The sequence below is a fragment of the Priestia sp. SRI_019 genome (assembly GCF_057586255.1).
In genome coordinates this window covers 1,145,953-1,169,051 of the sequence record NZ_JBYCZN010000001.1, presented here as the reverse complement: position 1 = coordinate 1,169,051, position 23,099 = coordinate 1,145,953, and the positions used below count along the sequence as shown (strand labels likewise).

The following is a 23,099-nucleotide window of genomic DNA, read 5'->3' as shown; positions in this document are numbered from 1 at the left end:
AATGGATTTGCTTAAAAATATGAACAGAGCTTTGCATTACATTGAAGAGAATCTAACTAACGATATAAATTTTAGAGAAGTAGTAAAGCTAGCTCTTTGCTCGGAGTATCACTTTAAGAGAATGTTTTCTTTTCTTGCAGGTATCACTTTGTCAGAATACATTCGCAGAAGAAGACTTACTCTTGCAGCATTCGAACTTAAAGATAAGAACGTGAAGGTTATTGATATTGCGATTAAATACAGATACAACTCACCGGATTCTTTTGCACGAGCTTTTCAAAACTTGCATGGTATAAGCCCTTCAGAAGCCAAAAAGGATGGCCGTTCACTTAAGGCTTATCCACCCATGACCTTCCAGCTATCGATTAAAGGAGGAGATGAAATGAACTATCGAATTGAAGAAAAAGAGGCATTTCGTATAGTCGGCATTAAAGAAAGAGTTCCTATAATTTTTCACGGAGTTAACCCAAAGATTGCTGCTATGTGGGAAAGTTTACAGGGTGAAACAATAGATACACTAAAAAAACTTTCTAATGTTAAACCATTAGGGCTGCTTAGTGCGTCTGTAAATTTTTCTGAAGGACGAATGGAGGAAAAGGGGGAGCTTGATCACTACATCGGGGTAGCAACAACCAAGAATTGCCCCCATAATTTAATAAAGCTTGAAGTACCTGCTTTGACATGGGCTGTATTTGAAGCCGTTGGGCCATTTCCTGATACTTTACAAGATGTATGGGGGCGGATTTATTCCGAATGGTTTCCATCCTCAAATTACGAACAAGTAGAGGGACCAGAAATTTTATGGAATGAACATAAGGATGTAACCTCACCGACTTTTAAAAGTGAGATTTGGATACCAGTATCAAAAAAATAACGCTGATTCAATAATAACTATTTCAATATAAGAAAAAGGGAGTCCACAAATGTAATCTCCCTTTTTTTAATTTATAGCTTGCTGTAATGCTGGTTATGACAACTATAAACTTACGAAGTATAAGTCTTACTAAGCAAATTTTTTATTTATTGTTATATTGTTTTATAACTGTAATTGTAACTGCCAGTAACAGAACAATTGCGCTATTTATAAGTAAGTAGTATCCAACTTGTAAACCATAAAATATGGCAAACGCGTCTCTAATAATCAACAGTGCTAATATACCGCCTATTGCCCCAAATAAAGCCGCCAGTATCAATATTGTAAAAGCAGCAGCGTATAGACTTTTCTTTTTTTTGTAGGAGATAAATCCAACGATATTTGCAATGATAATAAAGAGACCGATAAGTATTAAGAAAAAGGTAGCCATTTTCTTTAATTCTCCTCTGCGGACTATTGATTGGTTAAAATTTCCAATACCTAATATCACTTTAACATAAAATTCTATGTAAAAGTTTTGCTTCTTATAACATGTTTGATATTCATCCAAAAGAAGCTGACTTACATTTTAAGATCTTTCTTTATATTTTTCCTTATAGTTAAATTGGCTAGGCGTTTACGCACTGATTCCATAGGACCCATTTTAAAATAGCGAAGCCACAAAGTAGCAAATAACATTTGAAACAAACAGATTAATACCCAAACAAAAATGACGAAGAATGAACGAGGGTGTCCACCCAATCCAAGGCCCCATCCATAAAATAAAATTGAGCTTAAAACATTTTGTAACACATAGCAACTTAAAGACATCTTACCTACTTTCTCTAAAACGCTCCATAATGAAAAGGCCTGAAATTTTTCAATTAAAAAACTAATGGCTCCCATGTATCCAATCGATAAAATAGGGGCAAACACATACCTTACTGGAAAATCAAAGTATCCTCCAGGAATAAATAATAATAGGTTTAGAGGTAACCCAACTAAAAGACCCGCCTTCATCATCCTCTTTCTGATATTAATACCATTGGAATTATTGTCAAAAGCCCCTATTCTCACTAGTAAAACACCAATTAAAAACATACATATATTAAATGGAATGACGAAAATTGCTTCTGTGCGCAACTCCCAAAAATGAAAAAGTCGATACTGCATTTGGTTCATCCATGATCCATGTTGGTAAAGGTTCACCACTTCTTTTGGGACAGCAACTAGCTCATCTCCTATTGAGTTAGTTAGCACACCTAAAAACACAAGTACTATAAAGAAAAGATGAATCGCTGCTGCACTAATCATTGTTATTCGTATCATCGTCTTCCGCATTTTTACGATAAACGATACGACAATGGCAGTTACTGCATAAGACATTAGAATGTCGTACTCTAAGACAAAAATAAAGTGCAAAAGCCCTTCCATTAATAAAATCAAAGACAGCCATATGTACCTTCCTGGCCAAGTCTGATTTAATCGTTTTGACTGCTGATATTTCAGTTCTAAACCAACACCAAACATAATAGCTAAGAGCCCAAGTAATTTCCCGTTAATTAAGGATAGAAAAAGGATTCTTAAAAAATCATCTCCTGATAACCACCATTTGTTATGGGTAAAAGTAAATATATAATTTATATCTCCCAGATAGGCAAACAGCCAAATGTTCGTTCCTAATGTTCCTAGAATCGCTAATCCTCTTAATATATCTAAAGAGCGAATTCGTTTTTTATTCTTCACTTCTTATCCCCCACCCGTTACGTTTATTCTAATAACGTTCCTAAAAAGGATTGTTTATTTTCGTTACTCCCCTTCTTGATATGTCATAGTTCAACTATATTAGATTACGTTGCGTCACCTTCAACCCTTATTTTTAAATAAATGAATGAATTATTTTTAATGCGATAAAGAAAGCGTGGATACGTTTTGAGAAGTGCAAAGACTGCCCGCTTTGGAAGCAGGTTTAGCCAAAATTCAAAAGGTATACTGACATCTGCAGAGTACTAATTACAAAAAAAGAAACCTTCGTATTTTCAAGGTTTCTTTTTTTAAAATATTCCACTCTAAGCGACAATTGAAGATGAACTAAAATGCTTTTACTGTGATATAGCGTTTTCCGACGGTTTGTAATTCATAAGGTAAATAACGTCGTTGAATACACACTTTCTGAAAGCTGGCATCTAGCTTTTAGAAAGTGTGTTTATCTCCCTTTCAATAAGAGCTACTGAAATTTCGAATGCTTGTATCCGTCTTTTAGCTAAGGTGATTTGAGATTTATATCTACCAGCGTTTTCTTTAGCTTCAAACGTTTTTACTGTCTGTCTGAGTTTATGTAAAGTTGAATCAATTTGACGTTTTGCTTCAACTAATTCAGCTACATCAAATTTCATTTACATCCCTCTTTTTATAATTTTTATCGGTAAGATGTTTTCTTTTAAAAAGATAGTTTATCAGTAGAGCTCCTGTTATCTATATCTCTTGTCTTGTACATGAGTAGCCATCCAAAAATACTGATCATACCTAATACCGTAAACACGCAAGTACTACTTAACAATATACCTGATAAAACAATTTTTTTATCCATAGAAATTGAAAAGATTCCTTTCAAAGAAGTAAGTTTCTGTAAAGTGTTGAGAAATAAATTACTGAATTGCATTAGGAATTAAATTATTAAGAAACCCTTTCAATGGCACTTTCATCTCCTCTAACAAACAGTTATTTTTCTGGCATTTCAATATTTTCTTTTTATAAAAATTAGAATTTTACCCTTTATATTAAATAGAATAATAGTCAAGCTTGAATAAAACCTGACCATCTATAATAAAATTTAAGGAAAAACCCTTTTGATTATGCTATGTAAGTTTTTATTAGGTTAATTCTATGAAATGTAATAGATTATTCAGATGGAAAAAGGAGTGAATACAAATGAGTTTAGCAACCTATATAGGTTCAAATGTAGAATTACCTATTAATGACGAACTGGATGATATAGTTACTATTGGGAGCTGCTTTTCAGATGAAATGCATCGATTAAACATAAAGAAACATCATTTTACTACTTCTTATGTTTATGAAGTGTCAAGTGACTGGGGAATTGAAATTACGGAATATATGAATAAAAGCAGACTGAAAGAATCAAAAGAGAAACTACTTGCACTGTGTCGATTGATGGATCACTATCTTAAATCAGGAGATTTTTTTGAATTGTATAGCTGTTGGATAGGAGAAGAAGCTAAACAGCGAGAAGGAGCACTAACTTTAAACATCCATTATTTTGATATAGATGCTATTGAAATGCCTGAAAAAACATTAGTTAAAATCAAAAAATAAACTTCCCTTATTATGCTAACAATTTTTTCTCATCTATAATCTGAACGCAAAAAAAGCTATTTCAATCGTATTGGCATCGGAGTGAAATAGCTTTTTCTACTTTACATTCAAGAGTGTGTTAGATCCTTATGGATATCTTCACATGTGAATTATATCACAAACTTTTCTGCGTGTGAAGATGAAAAATAAAATTTGTATGACAAGTATCTAAAAAAATTAAAGAGCAGCTTCTTTTGCCAATGACGAGGCTGCTCTTTATAAGTGTTCATTCATACTTATCCGAGTACGAACGATAGCAACATTGTAACCCTTTTTTATTGTCTTCTTATCTTTAGAGTCTTCTGGTCGTCCAACTCCTACTCCACCGCCACCCATAAGTAAGGATTTTTTACTAAATACTAATTCTCCCCTATATTATATGCATAATTAGAATTTCCAATATACTCAGAGTTAATTACTTCTTTTCCGTTGTAAGTGCTAGCATATATAACCTTCAATTGTTAAATTAAAGGTTTTTTTCTATATATTATGCTATACTTTTAAACATGTATTACGGTTGTAGAGGAGTTTTAATTTGAAACAGAAAGAATTGTTTTCATGGATTAAATCCATTATTATTGCCTGTATTCTAGCTTTTGTGGTGAGAGAGTACCTATTTACCCCTATAGTAGTAGACGGCGAATCGATGATGCCTACTTTGAAAGATAGTGAACATATCATTCTTAATGAACTGGGTAAAAATAACGTAGATAATATAAAAAGATTTGATATTATCGTTTTTCATGCTACAAAGGAAAAAGACTATATTAAAAGAGTCATTGGTTTACCTGGTGATCATATAGAATATCGCAATGACACGCTATATGTAAACGGTAAAAGATATGAAGAGCCTTATTTAGATCAATATAAAAAAGAAATAGGAACAGGCCCATTAACTGAGGATTTTAAACTTGGAGATCATACAGGCAGCAAAACCGTTCCAAAGGGTCAATTATTTGTCATGGGAGATAATAGAATGTACAGCTTAGATAGCAGATCACCCGAAGTAGGAACAATCTCCGTGGACAAAATCGTAGGAAAAGCTAAATTAGCTTATTGGCCTTTAAAAGAATTTGAATGGATTAAGTAAAATCTTTTAAAGCTCCCTTATGAAAGGGAGCTTTTTCTATTTATTTTCCAGTCCGTCACATGAAATGAAGCATTGTTGCTTTAAGCCCCACACTAACTGCAGCCCCTGTTTAAATTCATTTTTCCTTATATTTTCTGCGAAAGTGAGAAATCGCTGCTGCTCCTACAGCAGCAGTCAAAACTGAAAAAATAGTAGATAGCGTATCATTGGCAACAAACGTTTTCACCAAAAACGCAGAAAAAAATAGCTACAAAACCTATTCCTAAATATGAAAGATTAATAATTGATCACTCCAGCTATAACGTTATTCCTATGTAAAAGGTTTTACAATTAAAAACATAATGAACATAATAACGGTAAATAAAGCCCCCAGAAGAGCAAAGTTAAGTGGCCTATGAGTATCTTCATTAGCCTTTACAAACAGCTTGGACCATCTTGTATACATCACTAATTTTGTACAAAGACTAAACAAAAGGCCTGCAATGATTGAAGCAATTGCTATTTTTAAGATATGAATTCACTCCTTTCTAACATAACAGAAGGATATCCATAACCTAACATAAACACCTAAATAATACAAAAATTCAAGAAGCATAGGAAGTAGTCTTGCCACTTTCTATGCCGCTAATGATTAAACGCCCTCCCTTATTGTTAAACATAATTTTGATTTTTTATTATTGCTTCGCTACTATATTCAATGCTGCAGCTGCTTTTGGCCACCCCACGTAAAAAGCCATATGGGTTATTAATGCGATCATTTCTTTTTCAGTAACGCCATTCTTTTTTGCCAACTGCAGATGAAAAGACATTTGTTCGGTGTTGCCAATACTGATTAAAGCAGAAATTGTACTCAAACTTCTTTCTTTTGAGGTTAAAGTCGGGTCTCTCCACACTTCTCCAAATAAGATATTTTCTCCATATTTCACAAAGTCAGGAGCCAGATCTCTCATTTCTTCCAGTAGCTTAGACTCAATGCGATTATTCATTCTATTTTTCCTCCTTTGGATTCACCATTTGTGCGATTCCTTGCCCAAATGACCAGTTTTCAAGCCGTGTCTCGTTTAATGTAATAAAAATATTGTTTGTAGAAATTCAAGTGAGTGGAAAGCTCCTCTGCAATAGATTGATACAGATTCTTTTTCTGCTGAATCGTTCTCCCCTCCCCACATGTAATGGAGATATAAATCATTTGATCTGTTCTTTTTCCCCCATTTTCTAAGAGATACTGTGAATCATAGAAAAAATGCTGAGGTGAATACGGTAAAAACAGTTGAAAATAATCGTCTTTTGGAATGTGAAAATGTTGGATTAAAGACTGATGAATACAATTGCTTACTTCTTTTAGTTCCTTATCGTTTAATTGACATTCTGGATAATAAACGTTAACAAATGGCATCTATCATCTTCCTTTCTATATCCAGTGTACTTCCATACTCTTCATTTGTATAATTGAAAATAAGTCTAATAATTATCGAAAAAACCGATAGAGATGGGGTTAGGAAGTGGAAATTAAAGAATTAACGACGTTTAAAACAATTGTGGCAGAAGGAACGTTTTCACTTGCAGCAAAAAAATTGAATTACGCTCAATCTACCGTCACTGCTCATATTAAAAAGTTAGAAAAAGATCTTGGATTTCTTTTGTTTGAACGGAGCTGGGAAGCAAAATTAACAAAGGAAGGTACACTATTTGTAGAAGAAGTAGATAGCTTATTGAAGCACTGGGAGTATTCAGTCTCTCAAGCACAGCGTATAAGCAAAGAGGAAACAGGAACAATCAAAATAGGCTTATCAGAATCGATTGCTCAAAAGCTGATGCCAGCTATATTAAGCTATTTAAATGACGAAAAACCTTACATCCACTGCGATTTTACCATTGGAAACACGGCACTTTTATCAGAACTATTACGTCAAGATAACCTGGACTTTGCTGTTTGCGGACAGAATATGAGCCTTTCCGGCGTAACTTTTACTCCGCTTGGTAAAGAACAAATTCAATTTATTGTGAATACGCCTAACCATCCGCTGCTACAGCAGAAATCAGTTGAAATAGCCGATATTATTCACTATCCCATTTTAATAGGAGAAAATAGCTGCTATTACTATCAATCCGTCAACCACTTTTTATCCGAGAATAATTTAGCCTTTAAACAAGTCTACAACTGCAGTGCCCTGCACCTCATTCCAGAAATGATGTTTGGATATGCAGTAGGAATTATCCCTAGTGGCACCAGTTTAAAACCAACTAATATCCCGTTTAAAGTACAAGGGTTTGACCCTGAGATGCCTATAGGATTATTAATGTCTGTTGAAAAAAGAACCTATTTGAGTCAGACAAAAAAGAATGTTGTAGAGGTAATTAAATCTTCGTTATCGTAGATCAGTACTCACGTAGAATAACGTATTCACCTAAAAAATCCTCTGCTCTGGAAGCGAAGGATTTTTTATAGTTATAGAGAGTTTGATCCCTTTTACAGATTAATATAATACTCATCCACTATCTCTATCATGAGCATAGTTTTTTGATAAGCTGTCTTTAAAATCTTGAGGAAGCTTCATATCTCTAAAATTTAAGCCAATTAAATCTTCAACATCTTCATTTAAATACGACCATTTAGATGGTGATTTCATTAAATGGTCTAACAAAACAGATTCATTAAAACCTATGACACATATATCTAAGCTCCGCTCTCCCCATATCGCCCACTTCTTAGAAGAAGAAAACCATACAATTTTTTCTGAATGATAGTATGGAGCATCCGCAGGGTAGTCCTCCGGTCCAATTTCTAGGACATTCCTATACTCTTCACTTGATAAAGAAGTAGGAAGCTTCAAGTAATTAAAATAGCCAAACTCTTTATAAAAATAATTTGTGGGATGTGGATCTAAAACCGCAACGGTAACTTCCTTTTCACTAAAGATTTTTGTTAAATATTGTACAGTAGGCCAAAACTCCTCACACATGCCCCAGTAGACCTCTTCAAATAAGTAATAGTCACACCTTTGGTTAAATACTTGATGGGGCAATTCCTTATTTGTGTTGAAGATATTTTTTAGATTTTTATTAGCGGATTGAAATTCTTTGATATCTTTAATGAAGAAATTTGTGGGCTTCACAGTATAGCCTCCTTCTTTTATTAACTGGGCTTACTATTTTCAACCTTACATCTTAGTTCATAAAATTGCATAATTAAAGGGTGCACGTCCGAATTGTACTTTAGAGCTTTCAGCGTCCTTTTCCCTAACCTTCTATCTACTAATGCAAGAGCTTGAGAAATAACGTTCCCAGAATTTAATGCTCGATCAATGGATAGCTGAGGATACTGGATGAGGGGGTTATAAACATGATCAACGTTAAAAATACCTCTATATTCTAGAATACTTACAGTGTAGTCCATATCACTTACCTTCCCGATGAACTCCGGGAAACATTCATATAAACACTCTGGAAAGGGGTTGCTTGTTTTTCTCTGTACTTCCTTCCAAAGTTTATCATGTTCCATTAAATATTCTGCTGAAGAAGCATTAAAAATCTCCTTCTTATCTAGAGTAATCCAAATACGTGCCTGTTCTCCAAAAGAAACGTTATATTTAGTCAAATGAATACTCAATCTATACTTCAACTTATCACAGAATAAATTCTCCATATTTTTCTTTACTTTCGTCCACTTCATGCTATTTTTGTACTCCTATTCCCTAAAATTATACGATTTCGCTTCTAGAAACATATTATACAAAATATACCTAGTTCAAGTTGTTTTTCTTCATATATAGAATATACTTCATCGTTCTAGACAATAAAAAGAGCATCTAACTATTCATTTAGATGCTCTTTCTATTCATTTCTTTCTCCCTCTGTTAAGAAAAAACGCCATTATAGTGTAATTTCACACTATAATGGCGTTTTTTTGAATGTTTTTAAATTAATAAATGTAATTGAGTTCCCAGAAAAGTATTTATGTAAACTAGCTTTATATATGGTATACATCGTTATATTTTAATCTTGAGATAAATAAATCCAGTTCCTTTCATCAAATTCTTCAATAATATAATTTGAACCTATATCCTTTAAAATTTTATTAAAAAATTTTATATTAACGTCATGATCATACAAATCTTCTTGAAGGTATTCCGTAATAATAAAATTCGTTAAATTTGTATTGTTAACAAAATCTGAAAAGAACGATTTTAGAAAAAGTGAATCTTCTTCACTTAATTTTTCATCATTAATTAATGCAATCCTAAATACATTTAAAATTGCGTTAATATCTTCTTCCTCCATATAACATAATGGATCTAGTTTTTTATCTTCTTCTGTAAATGGCTTTCTCGTGTCTTCTATGACTACATAAGAAAAGATAGTTCCCTCTCTTTCTACTTGAAAAATTTCTAAATCACGTAATTTTAACACTCTATGAAGTGATATCATAAGGTCCCCCTGCTTAAGTATTAATTCAGGATCTTTTAATAAAGTAGATACTGTTACACCTAACGAGCATAGGATTCAGCTTACAGCAAAATCATCTTGTGCTCTGTTAATTAGAGGGCAAGGCTTATCGGCCGCCTGCGGAAAGCGACGTCTTGCACGGAAATCAACCCCAGTGCAACAAGCGATTTGCTTATGCATTCCATTCGTTCGCCTGGAGATTGTATTGATTTATCTATGTCTCATTCTCTTTTCATTTTAATACATATAAAGCGTAATCCTCTTCATTCGAAAACCCAAGTTTATTGGCTAGTGCTTTCGATGCTTTATTGTTATTATCGCAATCCCAAGCGGGCATAACGTTCTTTTCCAAACATTTATTTATAAACGCCTGGCCTACTATCTTTCCTAATCCTTGTCCTCTATAGTTAGGGTTAGTCACAATATCGATTTCAGCTATTGTTCCACTATGAAAAATAGACACACATTCAGCGATAATCTTTTCTTTATGGATAAGACAAACTCCTAATCCGTTTTTCAGAAAATTACTCTTTGATCCCCAGTACTCCACTATATATAATTCATTGAAATTCTCACTTTCCCTTAAAGAATCAGCGTTAAAGTCTTTTAACTCATAGGGATTGGACAGGCTGTACGTGGAATGAACTTTTGAAGGAAGAAACCTATACTTAGAACGCGTCATTTTCTTTACATACGTTTTGAAAGTTTCGTCAAAAACAGTTTCCCAATCAGTCGATGGAGTAAAAACTGTAAATCGTTTCTCCTTACCATACACGTTCTCAACAAAATAACGATAGAGAAAGTTATTAAATACCACGTCATTTCCTTGTCCAAATACATAATAGTCACCTGCACCTATTCTAAGAAATCCTGATGATGGCCTCACAATATCATTTACGTACACGGTTCCTGGAATAACATGATTAACAACAGAAAAAGCAAATGTAGGAGTCTTAAATGACGCTTCTAACATATTGTTTATCTTGTAATAATCTTTTGGTTCTAAACAATGCATTTGATTTCCCCCTTAATACATATCACTGTCTTCATTATATAAGTGCATGCACAAATTTAGTTATCATAATGTGCTTTATCGATACAAAAACAGCCCAAGGAATAATTAAAATAAAAGTTAGTTACTCTTTTTCAGGAGAGCTAACTCAAAAAAATTTCATATATAAGTTTGTTATAATAAAGATTTTTAAAAGCAAGGAGGAGTATATAAGTGCAAATAAGAAAACATGAAAGACAGTCATTTTATGCCGGATGTCAATTCGTAGATATAGAAGATCATGAACATGAGAACGTCTTACCTCTCCTTATTATGTATCCTACATACCAAGAAGAACAAGTTGAAAAGATGGGACCTTACACGATAAGCGCTGCGCAAGATGCTCCGCTTTTAAATGGTTCATTTCCTTTAGTCATTATTTCTCATGGCGATGGAAGCACGCCTCTTGCTTATCGGACCCTTGCCCAGTTTTTAGCACGTAATGGTTTTATTGTAGGGGTACCTCAACATCCGTTTAATAATCGAGAAAATAATACGCTGTCTGGAACAATAGATAACCTAAAAAATCGGCCTACCCATATACGTACTGTAATTGATTGGTTTTTAAAAGAAAGTCCCTTTTCTCCGTCCATTAAATCAAATAATATTTCTCTTATTGGCCATTCAATGGGAGGATATACGGCTCTTGCTGTAGCAGGTGGAGTTCCCACTTCTTTTCACTCTGAATCTCCTGATCAAAAGCCTTATTGTTTATCTGTTGATCAGGATAAGCGAGTTCAATCACTTATTCTTTTAGCGCCAGCCACCGGATGGTTCAGAGAAAGAGGCGCTCTTGAAGACGTGAATATACCTATTTTAATGATTACAGGCGAAAAGGATACGATTACTCCTTCTTTTCACGGGAGATTTGTGTTAAACGGGGTTTCTGATGCGGAAAAAGTTCAGCATATCGTTGTAGAAAATGGAGGGCATTTTTCATTTCTTAGCCCATTTCCTGACTTTATGAAATCTCCTACCTTCCTCCCTTCTCAGGATTCGGAAGGCTTTAATCGCAAGGAGTTTCATGAGGACCTGCAAAACACTATATTGAACTTTTTATTACATTCTTTTTAACAGATTAGTCAGTTGTACCACCTTTTCTTTTGAAGCAATTTTATTTAGAAAGAGCAGTTAAAATCCCTTAGAAACTGATGAGCTTCTAAGGGATTTTATTTGTAACCTTATGCTTACGAATCAGATGCCGGCATCCTAAAGAATCCTTGAAGCGGTCAGAATGCCTTTGTTAATTGCATGAACTGATAATGAATGGATTGATGATACTACTTCAAGCTCTTGCATATCATTTTTTATTTCTCGACTTTTTTGTAAGGCACTGCGTGATTTTCTTGCTTGCGTATACTGGCCAAGATCATGATCAGCAACACTAAACCAATACCAACCATAATAGTAGTTTTTCCACCGAAATGAGCTAGTCCACTCAAGAATAGTCCCACTATACCGAAGTCTGAATCTGAAAATGTAGCATTTGATAGACCCAAATCTCCCAACACGGGTATTAATAGAATTGGCATGAAACTGATTAAAAGGCCGTTCACAAATGAGCCTAAAATCGCACCGCGTACACCACCCATTGCATTTCCAAACACCCCTGCAGCTGCACCCGTAAAGAAATGAGGTACTACACCCGGTAAAATAATGATTCCTCCTGATAAAACTAGTATTAACATACTAACAATGCCGCCTAAAAAACTTGAAAAGAAACCAATTAATACAGCGTTTGGTGCATAAGTATATATAATTGGAACATCTAATGCTGGCTTTGAATTTGGCACAATTTTAGAAGATATTCCTTTAAATGCTGGTACAATTTCAGCTAATACTAATCGTACACCAGCTAAAATGACGAAAACGCCCGCAGAAAACATTCCTGCTTGAAGTACCGCAAATAAAATATAGTTTTTTCCGTCACTTAATTTTCCTTCGACATAACCAGGCCCTGCAAAAAGAGCGACAATAACGTAGAAAATCGCCATAGTTAATGCAATACTAACCGTACTGTCTCGTAAGAAGCCGAGCCCTTTTGGAAAGTTAATTTTTTCTGTTGATACAATCTCTTTCTTTCCCTTTACAGCCATCCCTACGAGACCACCAACTGCAAAACCAACTGCTCCAGAATGTCCTAATGCCACATTATCATTACCTGTTAGTTTACGGATAAAAGGCTGAACGAGGGCTGGAGAAAGCGTCATGAAAATTCCCACCGTTAAAGCACCAAAGAGAATTAATGAGAACGATGTAAAACCACTTACGGATAAAATGATGGCAATCATACATGACATGTACAAAGTGATATGTCCTGTCAGAAAAATATATTTAAATCGTGTAAAACGAGCAATCAGCAGGTTTACAATCATACCAAAAAACATAATTAATGCGGTCGAAGAACCATATTTACTCAGTGCAATCGCAACGATGGCTTCATTGTTTGGAACGACACCGTTTACGTTAAATGCTGCTTTGAACATTTCTCCAAATGGAGCGAGGGCTTGCTGAAGAATCCCTGCACCTGCTGTAATAACCAGGAATCCAACAAACGTTTTTGTTGTTCCTTTTAGTGTATCTGAAAGATTTTTCTTTTGTGCCAGTAGACCTACTAGAGCAATTATGGCTACTAAAACTGAGGGTTCACTCAGAACGTTAATTAATACATTTAACACCTGATTCATCTCTATCACCTCTCAATTTCTTTACAGTAGATTTTTTTCTTGCAGAACCCCTGTTAATTTAGCGCGTAATTCTTCTAAATCAATAATATTATCCAAAATTACGACGTTTCCTAAGCTTGCACCGCCTTCTGCAATATCTTTTGCAAGGAAGAACACGTCTGCATCCTCTGGTGTTGCAGAACCTAAATCAGAATGATTTACTTCTACGCCGCTTACTCCCATCTCATTCAACAACTGTTGAATATTCATTTCTACCATAAAACTTGTTCCTAATCCTGATCCGCATACTGTTAAAATTTTCATTATTCATCTTCTCCTTTTTTTCGCATCATAGCTATAATTTCAGCTGAAGTTTCAGCTTCTTTTAAACGTTTTAATGAGTCTTCATTTACTAAAAATGAGGTCAATTCTGCCAGCGCTTTTAAATGTAATTTGTTATCAATAGCTGCTAGACAGATAAACAAGTCAATTGCATGTTCTTCTTGGTTCAGTAACAAAACTGGTTTCTTCATTCGTAGAAGGGACATACCAAGCTCTTGTACACCTTGTTCTGGCCGGGCATGAGGAATAGCTATCCCTTTCCCTATATGAATAAAAGCTCCCATTTCTAAAACTCTATCAATCATTGCTTGAGTATAGGCTGAAGTAATATAATGCTGTTCCTCCAAAGGTTTTGCTGCTAGTTGGATTGCTTCTTCCCACTCTAGAGAAGCGTCAGAGAATTGAATCTTATCCTCTGTTAAAAGTTCAGAAAGCATAGGGGCGTAACTCCTTTCACGTGTATGGCTCTGTCTTAAATGTTTCGTTAAATCTTCATAAAGCGCTTTTTCATTTTTAATAGTTGCATATTTTCGTATGGTCGCCATTAACTTATCCATTGGGATAGTTGATTGTACCGGCAAATTGAAATCAGCTGCCACAGCCTGCTGCAAATAGTTTTCCTCTAGCGCTGTTAATAATGGACGTGTTAAATAAACAGGCTTGGATGATTCCAAATAAATAGTTGAAAAAATCATATCGTAACTGTCTGGTGACAGCTTTTCGATTTCTGCAGCCGAATATGATTCTGTAAAATGCAATTTCGGAAACAATTGTCGTAATTGCGTTCGCAGCATCATAGAGGAACTAATCCCGTTTGGGCAAACGATTGTGGCTCTATACACTTTAGGTTTAGCCTCTAGTTTTCGAACATGCCCACCGAATAAAATCGTAAAATACCCTATCTCTTCATCTGAAATACATTTTCCCGTATATTCAGAAAGTGGCTTCAACGCCTGTTTAACAAATTCAAAGAGTACACCGTGCTCTGTTTTAATTGTGTCAATCAACGGATTTGATAATGGCACTTCACAGATGATTCTAAAATAGGCTGGTACCAAATGTTTATATAAGAGCGATTTTAAAATGTGCCTTTCCTTAAATGGTACTAATATTAAGCGCTCTACTTCTGAAATAATAGTACTCGATACAAGGGCAAGCTTTTCATCAATATGGAGCTCTTCTATATTCTGCATAGCAGATAACAATTGAACCGTTAGATAGATAACCTCTGCTTCAGCCACTTCATCAAATAAATATGCTGATAGCTCTTCCCCCATTTTTAGTAAGGGCTGTTCTTTCATTAATTTAATTTGCTGGATTGGTAGAATCAGTTTATGATGCCCTGACCTGCACTGTAGAAATAAGAGTTCATAAACTAGCTGATCTAGCCGGTTACTAACAAAATCAATCCGATATTTTTTAGCTAAATCATTTACGTTCTCTCTAATTGCTGAACCTGTATTTTCATAATTCCAACTATTAAGAACCTGCTTCATCCCTGAAATGCCCATTGGCAATTGCAAAAGTGTTCCAATACAAATAGTTGCAAATCGACGCTTAAGCCTCTCTTCTCCTTCTAGGTGAAAGCCATCTGTCCGGTTATAAGATAACTGAATGCCTTCTTTCTCACAGTACGAACGAAGCTTTTTAATATCCGCTAGTGCTGTATTCCTGCTTACCTGCAGAAAAGACTGATAATGTATATTTGCTATCGGCTCTTTTCGAATATACGTGTATAAATAAATTAAGTATATCCGCTCAGTCTCTTGAAAAACTGACTGCTGACGGTTAAGCGATGTTCCTTCTTGTTTCCAATAGTTTTTAATTCTTTCATCAACCTTAAATTCTATATCAATCACTTGAATTTTCGGTAAATCTAAATTGCTTAATGCATTGTTCAACTTATCAAGCGTATAAGCAAATTGTCGAGGTGATAAATTTATTTGAAGCCTCAACTCCGGAATTGATAGCTTCGGGTAATTAATCATCTGCTCAAGCAGCTGCAATGTTTTATGATCAAACATCTTATTATCCTCCTCATGTTTATTATAAAATAGAAGTGTTAGCGATTACATAACTGTTCAATCCAATCTTTGTTGTCGTTTTAGAATAGCTATTGGACTGAAGGTTATATTTTCCATTTAAAAGTTTAATATAACGCACCCCAGAATGACAAACGTATATTTTTTGATTTTTATCTTTTAAATCTATAGTAAAGCAATTTAAATGACATCCCTTACTATAGTAAGCTTTTCTATCGGCTTAAAAAAACAAAAAAGAAGTGACCCTTTGGTCACTTCTTCTGTTCATTAACTATTTGCCGAGCTGTTTTTACTTATCAAACATTCACTTGCATTCAGTTTCTTAAAAATGACAACAGCGCTTCGTTAAATTCGTGTGCATGCGTTGCATTTAAGCCGTGCGGACCGCCTTTTATTAAAGCTAATTTGGAACCAGAAATAGCTTCATGCGTTCGTTTTCCGCTATATTCAAATGGAACGATCTCGTCTGCATCACCGTGAATAATAAGAGTAGGTATTGTAAATTTGGCTAGATCGTCTCTGAAATCCGTTTTGCTGAAAGCAGCTATGCAGTCAAGTGTACCTTTAGGCGATGCGGCGGCTGCAATATCCCGGTTGTAAAGTCGAAATGGTTCGCTGACTAAGTCATTTCCGGCTTCAACCCCAAAAAATGTTTTTGTAAAATCATCAAGGAAAGCTAAGCGATCATTTTTTACGCCGTTTTCAAATTCTTGGATTCCTGCATCATCCAATGCTCCTTCAGGATGATCTTCTGACTTATAAAGAAATGGTGGTACAGCTCCTGCAAATACAGCTTTTTCTACTCTATCCGTTCCGTAAGTTCCTACATAGCGAGCTACTTCTCCGCCGCCCATTGAAAACCCAACTAGTGTCACATTTGTTAAATCCAAATGTTCTAGCAGCTGATGTAAATCAGCAGCGAATGTATCATAATCATAGCCGTCCCATGGCTGAGAAGACTTTCCGAATCCTCGGCGGTCATACATTATGACTCTGTGTCCAGCCTCAACAAGAGCCGGAACTTGATATTCCCAAGATCGTCCGCTTAGCGGCCAGCCGTGAATTAAGACAATCGGCTTCCCTGTCCCATGATCCTCGTAATATAGTTCAATAGGTGCTTCATTTTCTGTTCCTACATTAATTTTTGCCATTTCGCTACCTCCAGTATATAGTCGTTCTTTATTTGGTTAAGTGGTCGTAAACCTAGCGTAGATAATAAAAAAGATGGCTAACTCTCCTATGATGAGGGTGCTCGGGACGACTAAAAGTAAGTTAATAATAAAAAACACAGCTAAAATCCCTAAAAACAAGCCTAAATGATACACTTTCAAACGATGTTCTTCGAATCTATACTGGTGAAAAACAAGAGTGGTTGCCATGAAGTAAAGCAGCACGGATCCGAATACAAAATATAAGCTGAATGTGTACTGAACTTCGTGTAAAAACATCAGCTTAATCGATGCTGCAATCATGCTTAGAGACATGAGGATAAGTAAGTGTCCGTAAATAATCGTTTGTCCGGCTCTTTGGATAGACTTGTTCACTTTCTTTTCTACGTTCTCAAAGTACTGCCACCACATGGCAATGATCAGGACAAATGAAATAACCGCAAATAAAATGGTATTCCAGTCCCCTTTTTGTGGCTGTATCACAGCAAGAATGCTGACAACGGATTCTCCAAACAGAATTAATGTTAGTAACGCAAAGCGTTCTAACAAGTGAGCGGTGTTGGTGGGTAATTTCGCTAACCGTTTATGTCCTAAAATAGGTAAAATCATGTCCACTGCAATTCCCGTATATAACACGGCGTAGCGGACCCATGAATCAAAAAAGAGCGACAGAAGCGAGATAAAAATCCCAATTCCAAAGCATGTTCCTAAAAACACAGCAACTTTTTTTCTCTCACCCTGTTCAAATTTCTGAACAATAAGATATTGAATTGAGGTTAACGCTCTTAGCCCGATATAGCCAATCAAAAAAGACACGTAATATTGATCAAAATCTACGGACAGGCTTGAGATCATGATAAGAACAAACAGCATTTGAAAAATCATAAAGATGCGCTGATGTAAAAAATCTTGTCCAAATCGATTGATAAACATCGTTTGTCCCGTCCACGCCCACCATATCGGAATAAAGATCAGTGCAAACTTTAACAAATACTCTCCATGAATATACCCTTGTTCAACGTGAAGCAAAACATGCGTAGCAGTCGCAACGGCTGCCACAAATAACAAATCATAAAAAAGCTCCAGCCACGTAACTTTTTTTTCTTCCACTACTCCGCATCCCTTCCTATCATTTATCAGGCTGTCGTTAATATACTTTATTTTATATACAAGAGACGCATCATGACAGGTAGCGTAGTAAAAGATAGGTGAGCCAGCTGTTCATCAGCCGGCTCACCTATCTAACAATTTATCTTATGTCGTTACGTTTTCTCCGTCACATAAATGATCCACAGATGCCATTCTACTTTCATGTCTTATATGTAAAGAGAACGACCTTTAGCAAGATGAAGCTCCGCTATGTTAGACACTCTGCTTGCTGAAATCGCGCTGAGCTCCTCTATAGCTGCCCATTAAGTTTTGATAACCAGGAAGATGACTAGAAATTAAATTACCAAAACCTTCAACGTCGTTGCGCCAGTCACGCTGCAGCTCGCACGCTACGCTAAACCAGTTCATAAGCTGTGCACCCCCGTGAGCCATACGCGTTAATGCTGCATCCGCTACTTGCTTATTGAACGTCCCTGAAGCATCCGTCACAACAAACACTTCGTAGCCTGCTTTGATGGCAGAAAGTGCAGGAAAAGCAACGCAGACATCTGTTACTACACCGGCGATAATCAGCTGTTTTTTCCCAGTCGCTTTAATGGCTTTAACAAACTCTTCGTTGTCCCACGCGTTAATTTGTCCAGGACGAGCTATTTTTGGCGCATTAGGAAACAAGTCAATGAGTTCTTGCATGAGCGGGCCGTTGGGTCCATTTTCAAAGCTAGTTGTTAAAATAACCGGTAAATTAAAGAATTTAGCCGTATCACCAAGAGCCAATACGTTGTTTTTAAATTCATCAACACCATAGTCACGTACAAGGCCGGAAATAAGCCCCGTTTGGTGGTCAACTAAAAGCACGGCAGCATCATCTTTTGAAAGGCGAGAGTAAAGATCAGACATTTTATAATCCTCCTTAAATTAAGGCAAGTAAGGATACATGTACCTCTTCCATTCCTTACAAGCGGTCTATAATTTGAACGGTTTTATGGATTTCATTTATGATCTGTTAGGTAAAACATATATAGAAAGAAAAGCTATTTCTGAGGTGAAGGTTCGTGAGGTGTGTTCTCTTTCTTAATCTAGAACAGGAACAGGCGCTTGATCAATCCAATGAATGAACTGCTGTAGGTAGCGTTGAAGATAACGTTTTGTTGATTCATCGGTTAGTACCTTTTGTTGAGCATCAACTTTTTCGTGAACTTGCGAAATCAGCATTTTTTGAAAGGGTAAAACATTAACTTGCATAGCTTCCAGTACTTCTCTCGTTTGCATTTGAGCAAAAGCCGTACCGAAGCCTCCAGGTGTTGCGCCAATTAGTCCAACTGGTTTTCTGTTTAAAACAGAAGAAGTCCGAGGTCTTGATGCCCAGTCTAAGGCATTTTTTAACACTCCTGGAATTCCTGAATTGTACTCTGGACTAACTATAATAACGCCGTCAACATCTTGAATCGCAGCTCTAAAGGATGCGACAGATTCGGGTGATCCGTCAGCTTCTAAGTCTTCATTAAAAAAAGGCAGGCTGCTTATTTCAATCCAGCGATATTGAGCTGAGTCATCTAATGTAGTCAATGACTCAGCAATCATTCGGTTATACGAATTCTTTCGTAAACTTCCACAAATAAGACCAATGGTTTTTGTCATCTATTCACCTCCTTACTTGGAATTAATTTCATATTACCACGGTGTTTCAAATATAGATATTAGTTTTATATATAGATAAATTAATTCCTTCTTTGTACCTAATTTAGAATTTAACTAGTGTTTTACTATTACTAAAAGAATTCTTTTAGTAAAATTCAGTCTAAGTCTCTCACTTCAAAAGGAATCAAAGCTCTTTCAATTTGATCTCGATGAGTTTCATACTGTTCAGGCAGCATGAGCTTTTCTCCCATTGTTTCAAGTGATTCATCATGTGCAAAGCCTGGAGGGTCTGTTGCAATTTCAAATAGAATTTCTCCGTGCTCCTTAAAATAGATCGCATTAAAGTAATTTCGATCTCGAACAGCCGTTACTCCGTATCCGCTGTCGGCTACGTATTTCTGCCATTCTAACTGATCTTCATCATCTTTTGCTCGCCATGCAATATGGTGAACCGTTCCAACGCCCATTTGCCCGCGTCCAATGGTTGTTAATTTTAAATCAATCACATTTCCAATGTCAGCTGATGATTGAAGGCGTATAAAATCTCCTTCTTGCCCTACTTTTTGTAGACCCATTACGCTTTCTAATAACTGAGCTGTTTCATGAGGCTTAACAGATAATAACGTAGCGCCTCCGAATCCTTTAATGGCAACATCAGGTTTAATTTCACCAGCTTGCCACGTATTCTTTTCGCCTTCTTCTCTTTCCACAATCTCTAGATGCAAACCATGAGGATCGTCAAACTCTAAATACTGTTCTCCGAATCGCTCCATCTTTGTAGCTGGAACCCCAAACTTTGCTAATCGCTGTTCCCAAAAGTTCATCGCACCTTTTGGAACCACATAGGAAGTTACGCCAACTTGCCCGTCACCTATTTTTCCTTGTCGTGCATTTGCCCACGGGAAGAATGTAATAATCGTTCCAGGTTTTCCCCCTTCATTCCCAAAGTAAAGATGATACGTTCCTGGATCATCAAAGTTTACCGTTTGTTTGACCAAGCGTAATCCTAGCACGCCCGCATAGAAATCAACATTTTCTTGAGGATGACCTACAATCGCCGTGATATGATGAATACCCGCTGTTTTTTTACTCATTACCACCATCTCCTTCGATACATTTTTCGTCATATGTTTCGTGATCCCTTTTACAATTACAACTATTTATCGCAAATATCTCGAATTCGAGATATTAGTCAAAAAATAAAAGCGTCTTTCTTATTCAACCCATTTTCTCTTTTAGAAAATAAACGTATCTAGTGCATAATAACCTGGTCCTGCAATTGCTACACCGATTGCTACAACTAAAAGCGTAAGGTTATATTCATACCCATTTTGTGTTGCCCAGTATCCATTCGGGCCGTGTACTTTCACAATCGCCATGACCATTGTTCCCGCAATCAAAAGCGCTCCAAGCGGTGTAAGAAGTCCTGCAGCAAATAAAGCTCCTCCTACTAACTCGGATAATCCAGCCATTAACGCCATTCTAACACCTGGCTTCATTCCGATGGATTCAAACCAGCCGCCCGTTCCTTTTAAGCCGTGCCCGCCAAACCATCCAAATAATTTCTGAGTTCCATGAGCCATAAAAGATAACCCAATGACTAAACGTATTAACAACAAACCAATGCTCACCATTTTTTATTCCTCCTATTTTTTCATCAATTTAAAATCTCGAATTAAAATATCTTTAATTAAGGATAATTATAAAATCATATGGTTCTACTGTCAACATAAATTTTTATATTTTTTTGCAGCTAGTTGAAACGCTTAACGACGTATTAAAAACATATTCATGATTTTATATGGATATGAGCATGGAAGTGGAAAATATAATGGGTGGACTTTGTTGTTCTTACTAAAAGTGCAATGGTTTTTGAAACGCAACTATACTTAATGATTCTAAGCCAAATTGAGACACTTTTTTGTATCAAAACTTATCTCAATACCTATAAACAGAAGCGTATACATAAATAAAAGAAGCATCTCCTATCGCCAGAGTTTGCTCCTTTTATTAAATGAGCTCAAACAAGCGGAGCCATTTGCAATTTAGTTCTCTAAAGCTAATTGTACTTTATACTAAATCATAGTTTAACTCTTACCTCTGTACCGTCAGTAGCTTTGACATCTACTAGTACCATTCCCTTATGTTTCTTCAGTTCCTTAACAATAGGCTTTAGCATGCTTTTATCTACTATCGGAAAAGTGAAATTCAGCCCTTTTCTTTTAAAATGGTCTTTTGTCCATTTATCCGCATGCTTCTGGATAAATTTTGAAAAAGCAACGCTAATAGCAATGTTTAAAAGAGCATATGGAACTGGAATGCTAAATCGAACATCTTTTGTTTTTACTTTTACATGAATCATAAGTAAACCATTACTCTATGATGACTGAAACGGTATCTCCGTTCGCCGATTTAATATCAACAATTTGGCCATCTAACTCGTTTTCGATTGCTTCAACAATCAGGTTTATATCTATATCTTTTACATATTTTTCTGATTGAGGAATACTTGCTGCGATGCTGTGTCCCGCCATTAATACCAGCTTGACAAGCTTGATTGGCAAATTCACCTTTACATTATCGTTTTCAGTTGACACAACTCGAATTTTCAACATTTTATCTAGATACGCATTCGGTTTCTTCAAAAGCGTATTGCCTGTTTCTTCTTTTTCCTTTAATACTTGTATCAGTTCTGATCCCTTTTCTGCATCAATTTTGCCTTCTTGAACCATTGTTAACACTTTTGTAATTTCCTCTTTCACAAAAATCCCCCCTATTCTTCCTTTAAGAGCTTGATGGCTTCTTCTGCTGTAATTTCACCATTTTCTAGCATAGACACAACTTTCTTCTCGTCTACTTCATTTTTCTTATTTTCTACATATCCAAGAGATGAAATGATGTCAGTAAGCTTGCCTCGGACGGTTGGATACGAAACTCCCAGTTCCTTTTCCACTTCTTTGATATTTCCTCTGCATGTTAAAAACACTTCTACAAAATGAAGCTGATCACTTGATAAGGATGCCAGCTTAGATAATTCGAACTCATTTTCAATCGTCGTGTGACAATGACTGCACTGCAGCTTTGTGATTTTTAACGTTTCACTGCAGACAGGACAATTTGTAAGTACTTTATAAGCCATAATCAAATCCCCTTCTTTTAGTTAATTTGATTATACAACAAATATTCAACGTTAAAAACAATAAAATTAAATAATTTTAACAAATAAATTAAAAATATAAATTTACATTTTAATAATATTAATAATCTTTTTAACGTACACATAAAATCAAATAAAAAAAAGAAGGATAAAAACCTTC

At 35.7% G+C, this 23,099-nt stretch carries 25 protein-coding genes and 1 pseudogene; 5 read left to right on the top strand and 21 right to left on the bottom strand.

Annotated features, from left to right (window positions below; all coding sequences use genetic code 11):
• Window position 1 precedes the first annotated feature (1 nt).
• Complete coding sequence (locus AC2YJL_RS06090) at window positions 2-874, top strand: AraC family transcriptional regulator (protein WP_230933276.1); 873 nt, start codon at window positions 2-4, stop codon at window positions 872-874.
• 142 nt (window positions 875-1,016) lie between these two features.
• Here AC2YJL_RS06090 and AC2YJL_RS06085 read toward each other — a convergent pair whose 3' ends face one another.
• The 3 genes from AC2YJL_RS06085 to AC2YJL_RS06075 all read right to left on the bottom strand — a co-directional run bounded on the left by AC2YJL_RS06085 (window position 1,017) and on the right by AC2YJL_RS06075 (window position 3,249).
• Complete coding sequence (locus tag AC2YJL_RS06085) at window positions 1,017-1,304, bottom strand: 3-isopropylmalate dehydrogenase (protein ID WP_230933277.1); 288 nt, start codon at window positions 1,302-1,304, stop codon at window positions 1,017-1,019.
• Window positions 1,305-1,435: 131 nt separating this feature from the next.
• Window positions 1,436-2,599, bottom strand: coding sequence for a DUF418 domain-containing protein (locus tag AC2YJL_RS06080; RefSeq protein WP_230933278.1), 1,164 nt, complete (start codon window positions 2,597-2,599; stop codon window positions 1,436-1,438).
• A gap of 440 nt (window positions 2,600-3,039) precedes the next feature.
• The gene (locus tag AC2YJL_RS06075) at window positions 3,040-3,249 is read right to left on the bottom strand and encodes a hypothetical protein (protein WP_221840932.1); all 210 of its coding nucleotides are present in this window, start codon (window positions 3,247-3,249) and stop codon (window positions 3,040-3,042) included.
• A gap of 535 nt (window positions 3,250-3,784) precedes the next feature.
• Here AC2YJL_RS06075 and AC2YJL_RS06070 point away from each other — a divergent pair.
• Together AC2YJL_RS06070 and lepB are read left to right on the top strand one after the other, a co-directional pair.
• A complete protein-coding gene (locus AC2YJL_RS06070; protein WP_098526232.1) occupies window positions 3,785-4,189 on the top strand; it encodes a hypothetical protein in 405 nt (134 codons plus the stop codon).
• A 574-nt stretch (window positions 4,190-4,763) separates the two neighbouring features.
• Window positions 4,764-5,318, top strand: a complete 555-nt coding sequence (lepB, locus tag AC2YJL_RS06065) for a signal peptidase I (RefSeq protein ID WP_098334159.1) — start codon at window positions 4,764-4,766, stop codon at window positions 5,316-5,318.
• A gap of 674 nt (window positions 5,319-5,992) precedes the next feature.
• Here lepB and AC2YJL_RS06060 read toward each other — a convergent pair.
• Together AC2YJL_RS06060 and AC2YJL_RS06055 are read right to left on the bottom strand one after the other, a co-directional pair.
• Window positions 5,993-6,304: a carboxymuconolactone decarboxylase family protein gene (locus AC2YJL_RS06060; protein WP_098332774.1), complete on the bottom strand. Its 312-nt coding sequence runs from the start codon at window positions 6,302-6,304 to the stop codon at window positions 5,993-5,995.
• 1 nt (window position 6,305) lies between these two features.
• Window positions 6,306-6,714, bottom strand: a pseudogene (locus tag AC2YJL_RS06055) (tautomerase family protein).
• A gap of 106 nt (window positions 6,715-6,820) precedes the next feature.
• On the opposite strand from AC2YJL_RS06055, the gene AC2YJL_RS06050 reads away from it, so the two are divergent.
• Entirely contained in the window at window positions 6,821-7,696 is an 876-nt protein-coding gene (locus AC2YJL_RS06050; RefSeq protein WP_098332776.1) for a LysR family transcriptional regulator, read from the top strand.
• A gap of 111 nt (window positions 7,697-7,807) precedes the next feature.
• Here AC2YJL_RS06050 and AC2YJL_RS06045 read toward each other — a convergent pair whose 3' ends face one another.
• The 4 genes from AC2YJL_RS06045 to AC2YJL_RS06030 all read right to left on the bottom strand — a co-directional run bounded on the left by AC2YJL_RS06045 (window position 7,808) and on the right by AC2YJL_RS06030 (window position 10,779).
• Window positions 7,808-8,434: a hypothetical protein gene (locus AC2YJL_RS06045; RefSeq protein ID WP_230933279.1), complete on the bottom strand. Its 627-nt coding sequence runs from the start codon at window positions 8,432-8,434 to the stop codon at window positions 7,808-7,810.
• Window positions 8,435-8,454: 20 nt separating this feature from the next.
• Window positions 8,455-8,991, bottom strand: a complete 537-nt coding sequence (locus tag AC2YJL_RS06040) for an SF0329 family protein (protein WP_230933280.1) — start codon at window positions 8,989-8,991, stop codon at window positions 8,455-8,457.
• Between the two features lie 323 nt (window positions 8,992-9,314).
• On the bottom strand, window positions 9,315-9,746 hold the full coding sequence (locus AC2YJL_RS06035) for a terpene synthase (RefSeq protein WP_230933281.1): 432 nt from the start codon (window positions 9,744-9,746) through the stop codon (window positions 9,315-9,317).
• A gap of 250 nt (window positions 9,747-9,996) precedes the next feature.
• Window positions 9,997-10,779 carry a GNAT family N-acetyltransferase gene (locus tag AC2YJL_RS06030; protein ID WP_230933282.1) on the bottom strand — a complete coding sequence of 261 codons (783 nt, stop codon included), beginning with the start codon at window positions 10,777-10,779 and terminating at the stop codon, window positions 9,997-9,999.
• Window positions 10,780-10,989: 210 nt separating this feature from the next.
• Between AC2YJL_RS06030 and AC2YJL_RS06025 the strand changes: the two genes are divergently transcribed.
• Window positions 10,990-11,889: an alpha/beta hydrolase family protein gene (locus tag AC2YJL_RS06025; RefSeq protein ID WP_230933283.1), complete on the top strand. Its 900-nt coding sequence runs from the start codon at window positions 10,990-10,992 to the stop codon at window positions 11,887-11,889.
• A gap of 233 nt (window positions 11,890-12,122) precedes the next feature.
• On the opposite strand, the gene ulaA is transcribed toward AC2YJL_RS06025, so the two are convergent.
• The 12 genes from ulaA to AC2YJL_RS05965 form a co-directional block, all read right to left on the bottom strand.
• Window positions 12,123-13,502, bottom strand: a complete 1,380-nt coding sequence (gene ulaA / locus AC2YJL_RS06020; RefSeq protein ID WP_116514421.1) for a PTS ascorbate transporter subunit IIC — start codon at window positions 13,500-13,502, stop codon at window positions 12,123-12,125.
• A 21-nt stretch (window positions 13,503-13,523) separates the two neighbouring features.
• Window positions 13,524-13,805, bottom strand: coding sequence for a PTS sugar transporter subunit IIB (locus AC2YJL_RS06015; RefSeq protein WP_028414844.1), 282 nt, complete (start codon window positions 13,803-13,805; stop codon window positions 13,524-13,526).
• Complete coding sequence (locus AC2YJL_RS06010; RefSeq protein WP_230933284.1) at window positions 13,805-15,847, bottom strand: BglG family transcription antiterminator; 2,043 nt, start codon at window positions 15,845-15,847, stop codon at window positions 13,805-13,807. Before AC2YJL_RS06010 ends, AC2YJL_RS06015 begins: the two co-directional genes overlap by 1 nt.
• Window positions 15,848-16,179: 332 nt before the next feature.
• Window positions 16,180-17,016 (bottom strand): alpha/beta fold hydrolase, encoded by an 837-nt coding sequence (locus AC2YJL_RS06005; RefSeq protein ID WP_230933285.1) that lies wholly within the window; start codon window positions 17,014-17,016, stop codon window positions 16,180-16,182.
• Between the two features lie 36 nt (window positions 17,017-17,052).
• Window positions 17,053-18,144: a low temperature requirement protein A gene (locus AC2YJL_RS06000; protein ID WP_230933286.1), complete on the bottom strand. Its 1,092-nt coding sequence runs from the start codon at window positions 18,142-18,144 to the stop codon at window positions 17,053-17,055.
• 252 nt (window positions 18,145-18,396) lie between these two features.
• Window positions 18,397-19,041, bottom strand: coding sequence for an isochorismate family cysteine hydrolase YcaC (gene ycaC / locus AC2YJL_RS05995; protein ID WP_230933287.1), 645 nt, complete (start codon window positions 19,039-19,041; stop codon window positions 18,397-18,399).
• Between the two features lie 174 nt (window positions 19,042-19,215).
• The gene (locus AC2YJL_RS05990) at window positions 19,216-19,782 is read right to left on the bottom strand and encodes an NADPH-dependent FMN reductase (protein WP_043980920.1); all 567 of its coding nucleotides are present in this window, start codon (window positions 19,780-19,782) and stop codon (window positions 19,216-19,218) included.
• Between the two features lie 155 nt (window positions 19,783-19,937).
• On the bottom strand, window positions 19,938-20,876 hold the full coding sequence (locus tag AC2YJL_RS05985) for a ring-cleaving dioxygenase (protein ID WP_230933288.1): 939 nt from the start codon (window positions 20,874-20,876) through the stop codon (window positions 19,938-19,940).
• Window positions 20,877-21,017: 141 nt separating this feature from the next.
• Window positions 21,018-21,416, bottom strand: coding sequence for a DoxX family protein (locus AC2YJL_RS05980; RefSeq protein ID WP_013084346.1), 399 nt, complete (start codon window positions 21,414-21,416; stop codon window positions 21,018-21,020).
• Between the two features lie 446 nt (window positions 21,417-21,862).
• Window positions 21,863-22,144 (bottom strand): hypothetical protein, encoded by a 282-nt coding sequence (locus AC2YJL_RS05975; protein WP_153253988.1) that lies wholly within the window; start codon window positions 22,142-22,144, stop codon window positions 21,863-21,865.
• A gap of 10 nt (window positions 22,145-22,154) precedes the next feature.
• Entirely contained in the window at window positions 22,155-22,544 is a 390-nt protein-coding gene (locus AC2YJL_RS05970) for an SHOCT-like domain-containing protein (RefSeq protein ID WP_230933289.1), read from the bottom strand.
• A gap of 11 nt (window positions 22,545-22,555) precedes the next feature.
• Window positions 22,556-22,921 (bottom strand): DUF2089 domain-containing protein, encoded by a 366-nt coding sequence (locus AC2YJL_RS05965; protein WP_230933290.1) that lies wholly within the window; start codon window positions 22,919-22,921, stop codon window positions 22,556-22,558.
• Between the last annotated feature and the right edge of the window lie 178 nt (window positions 22,922-23,099).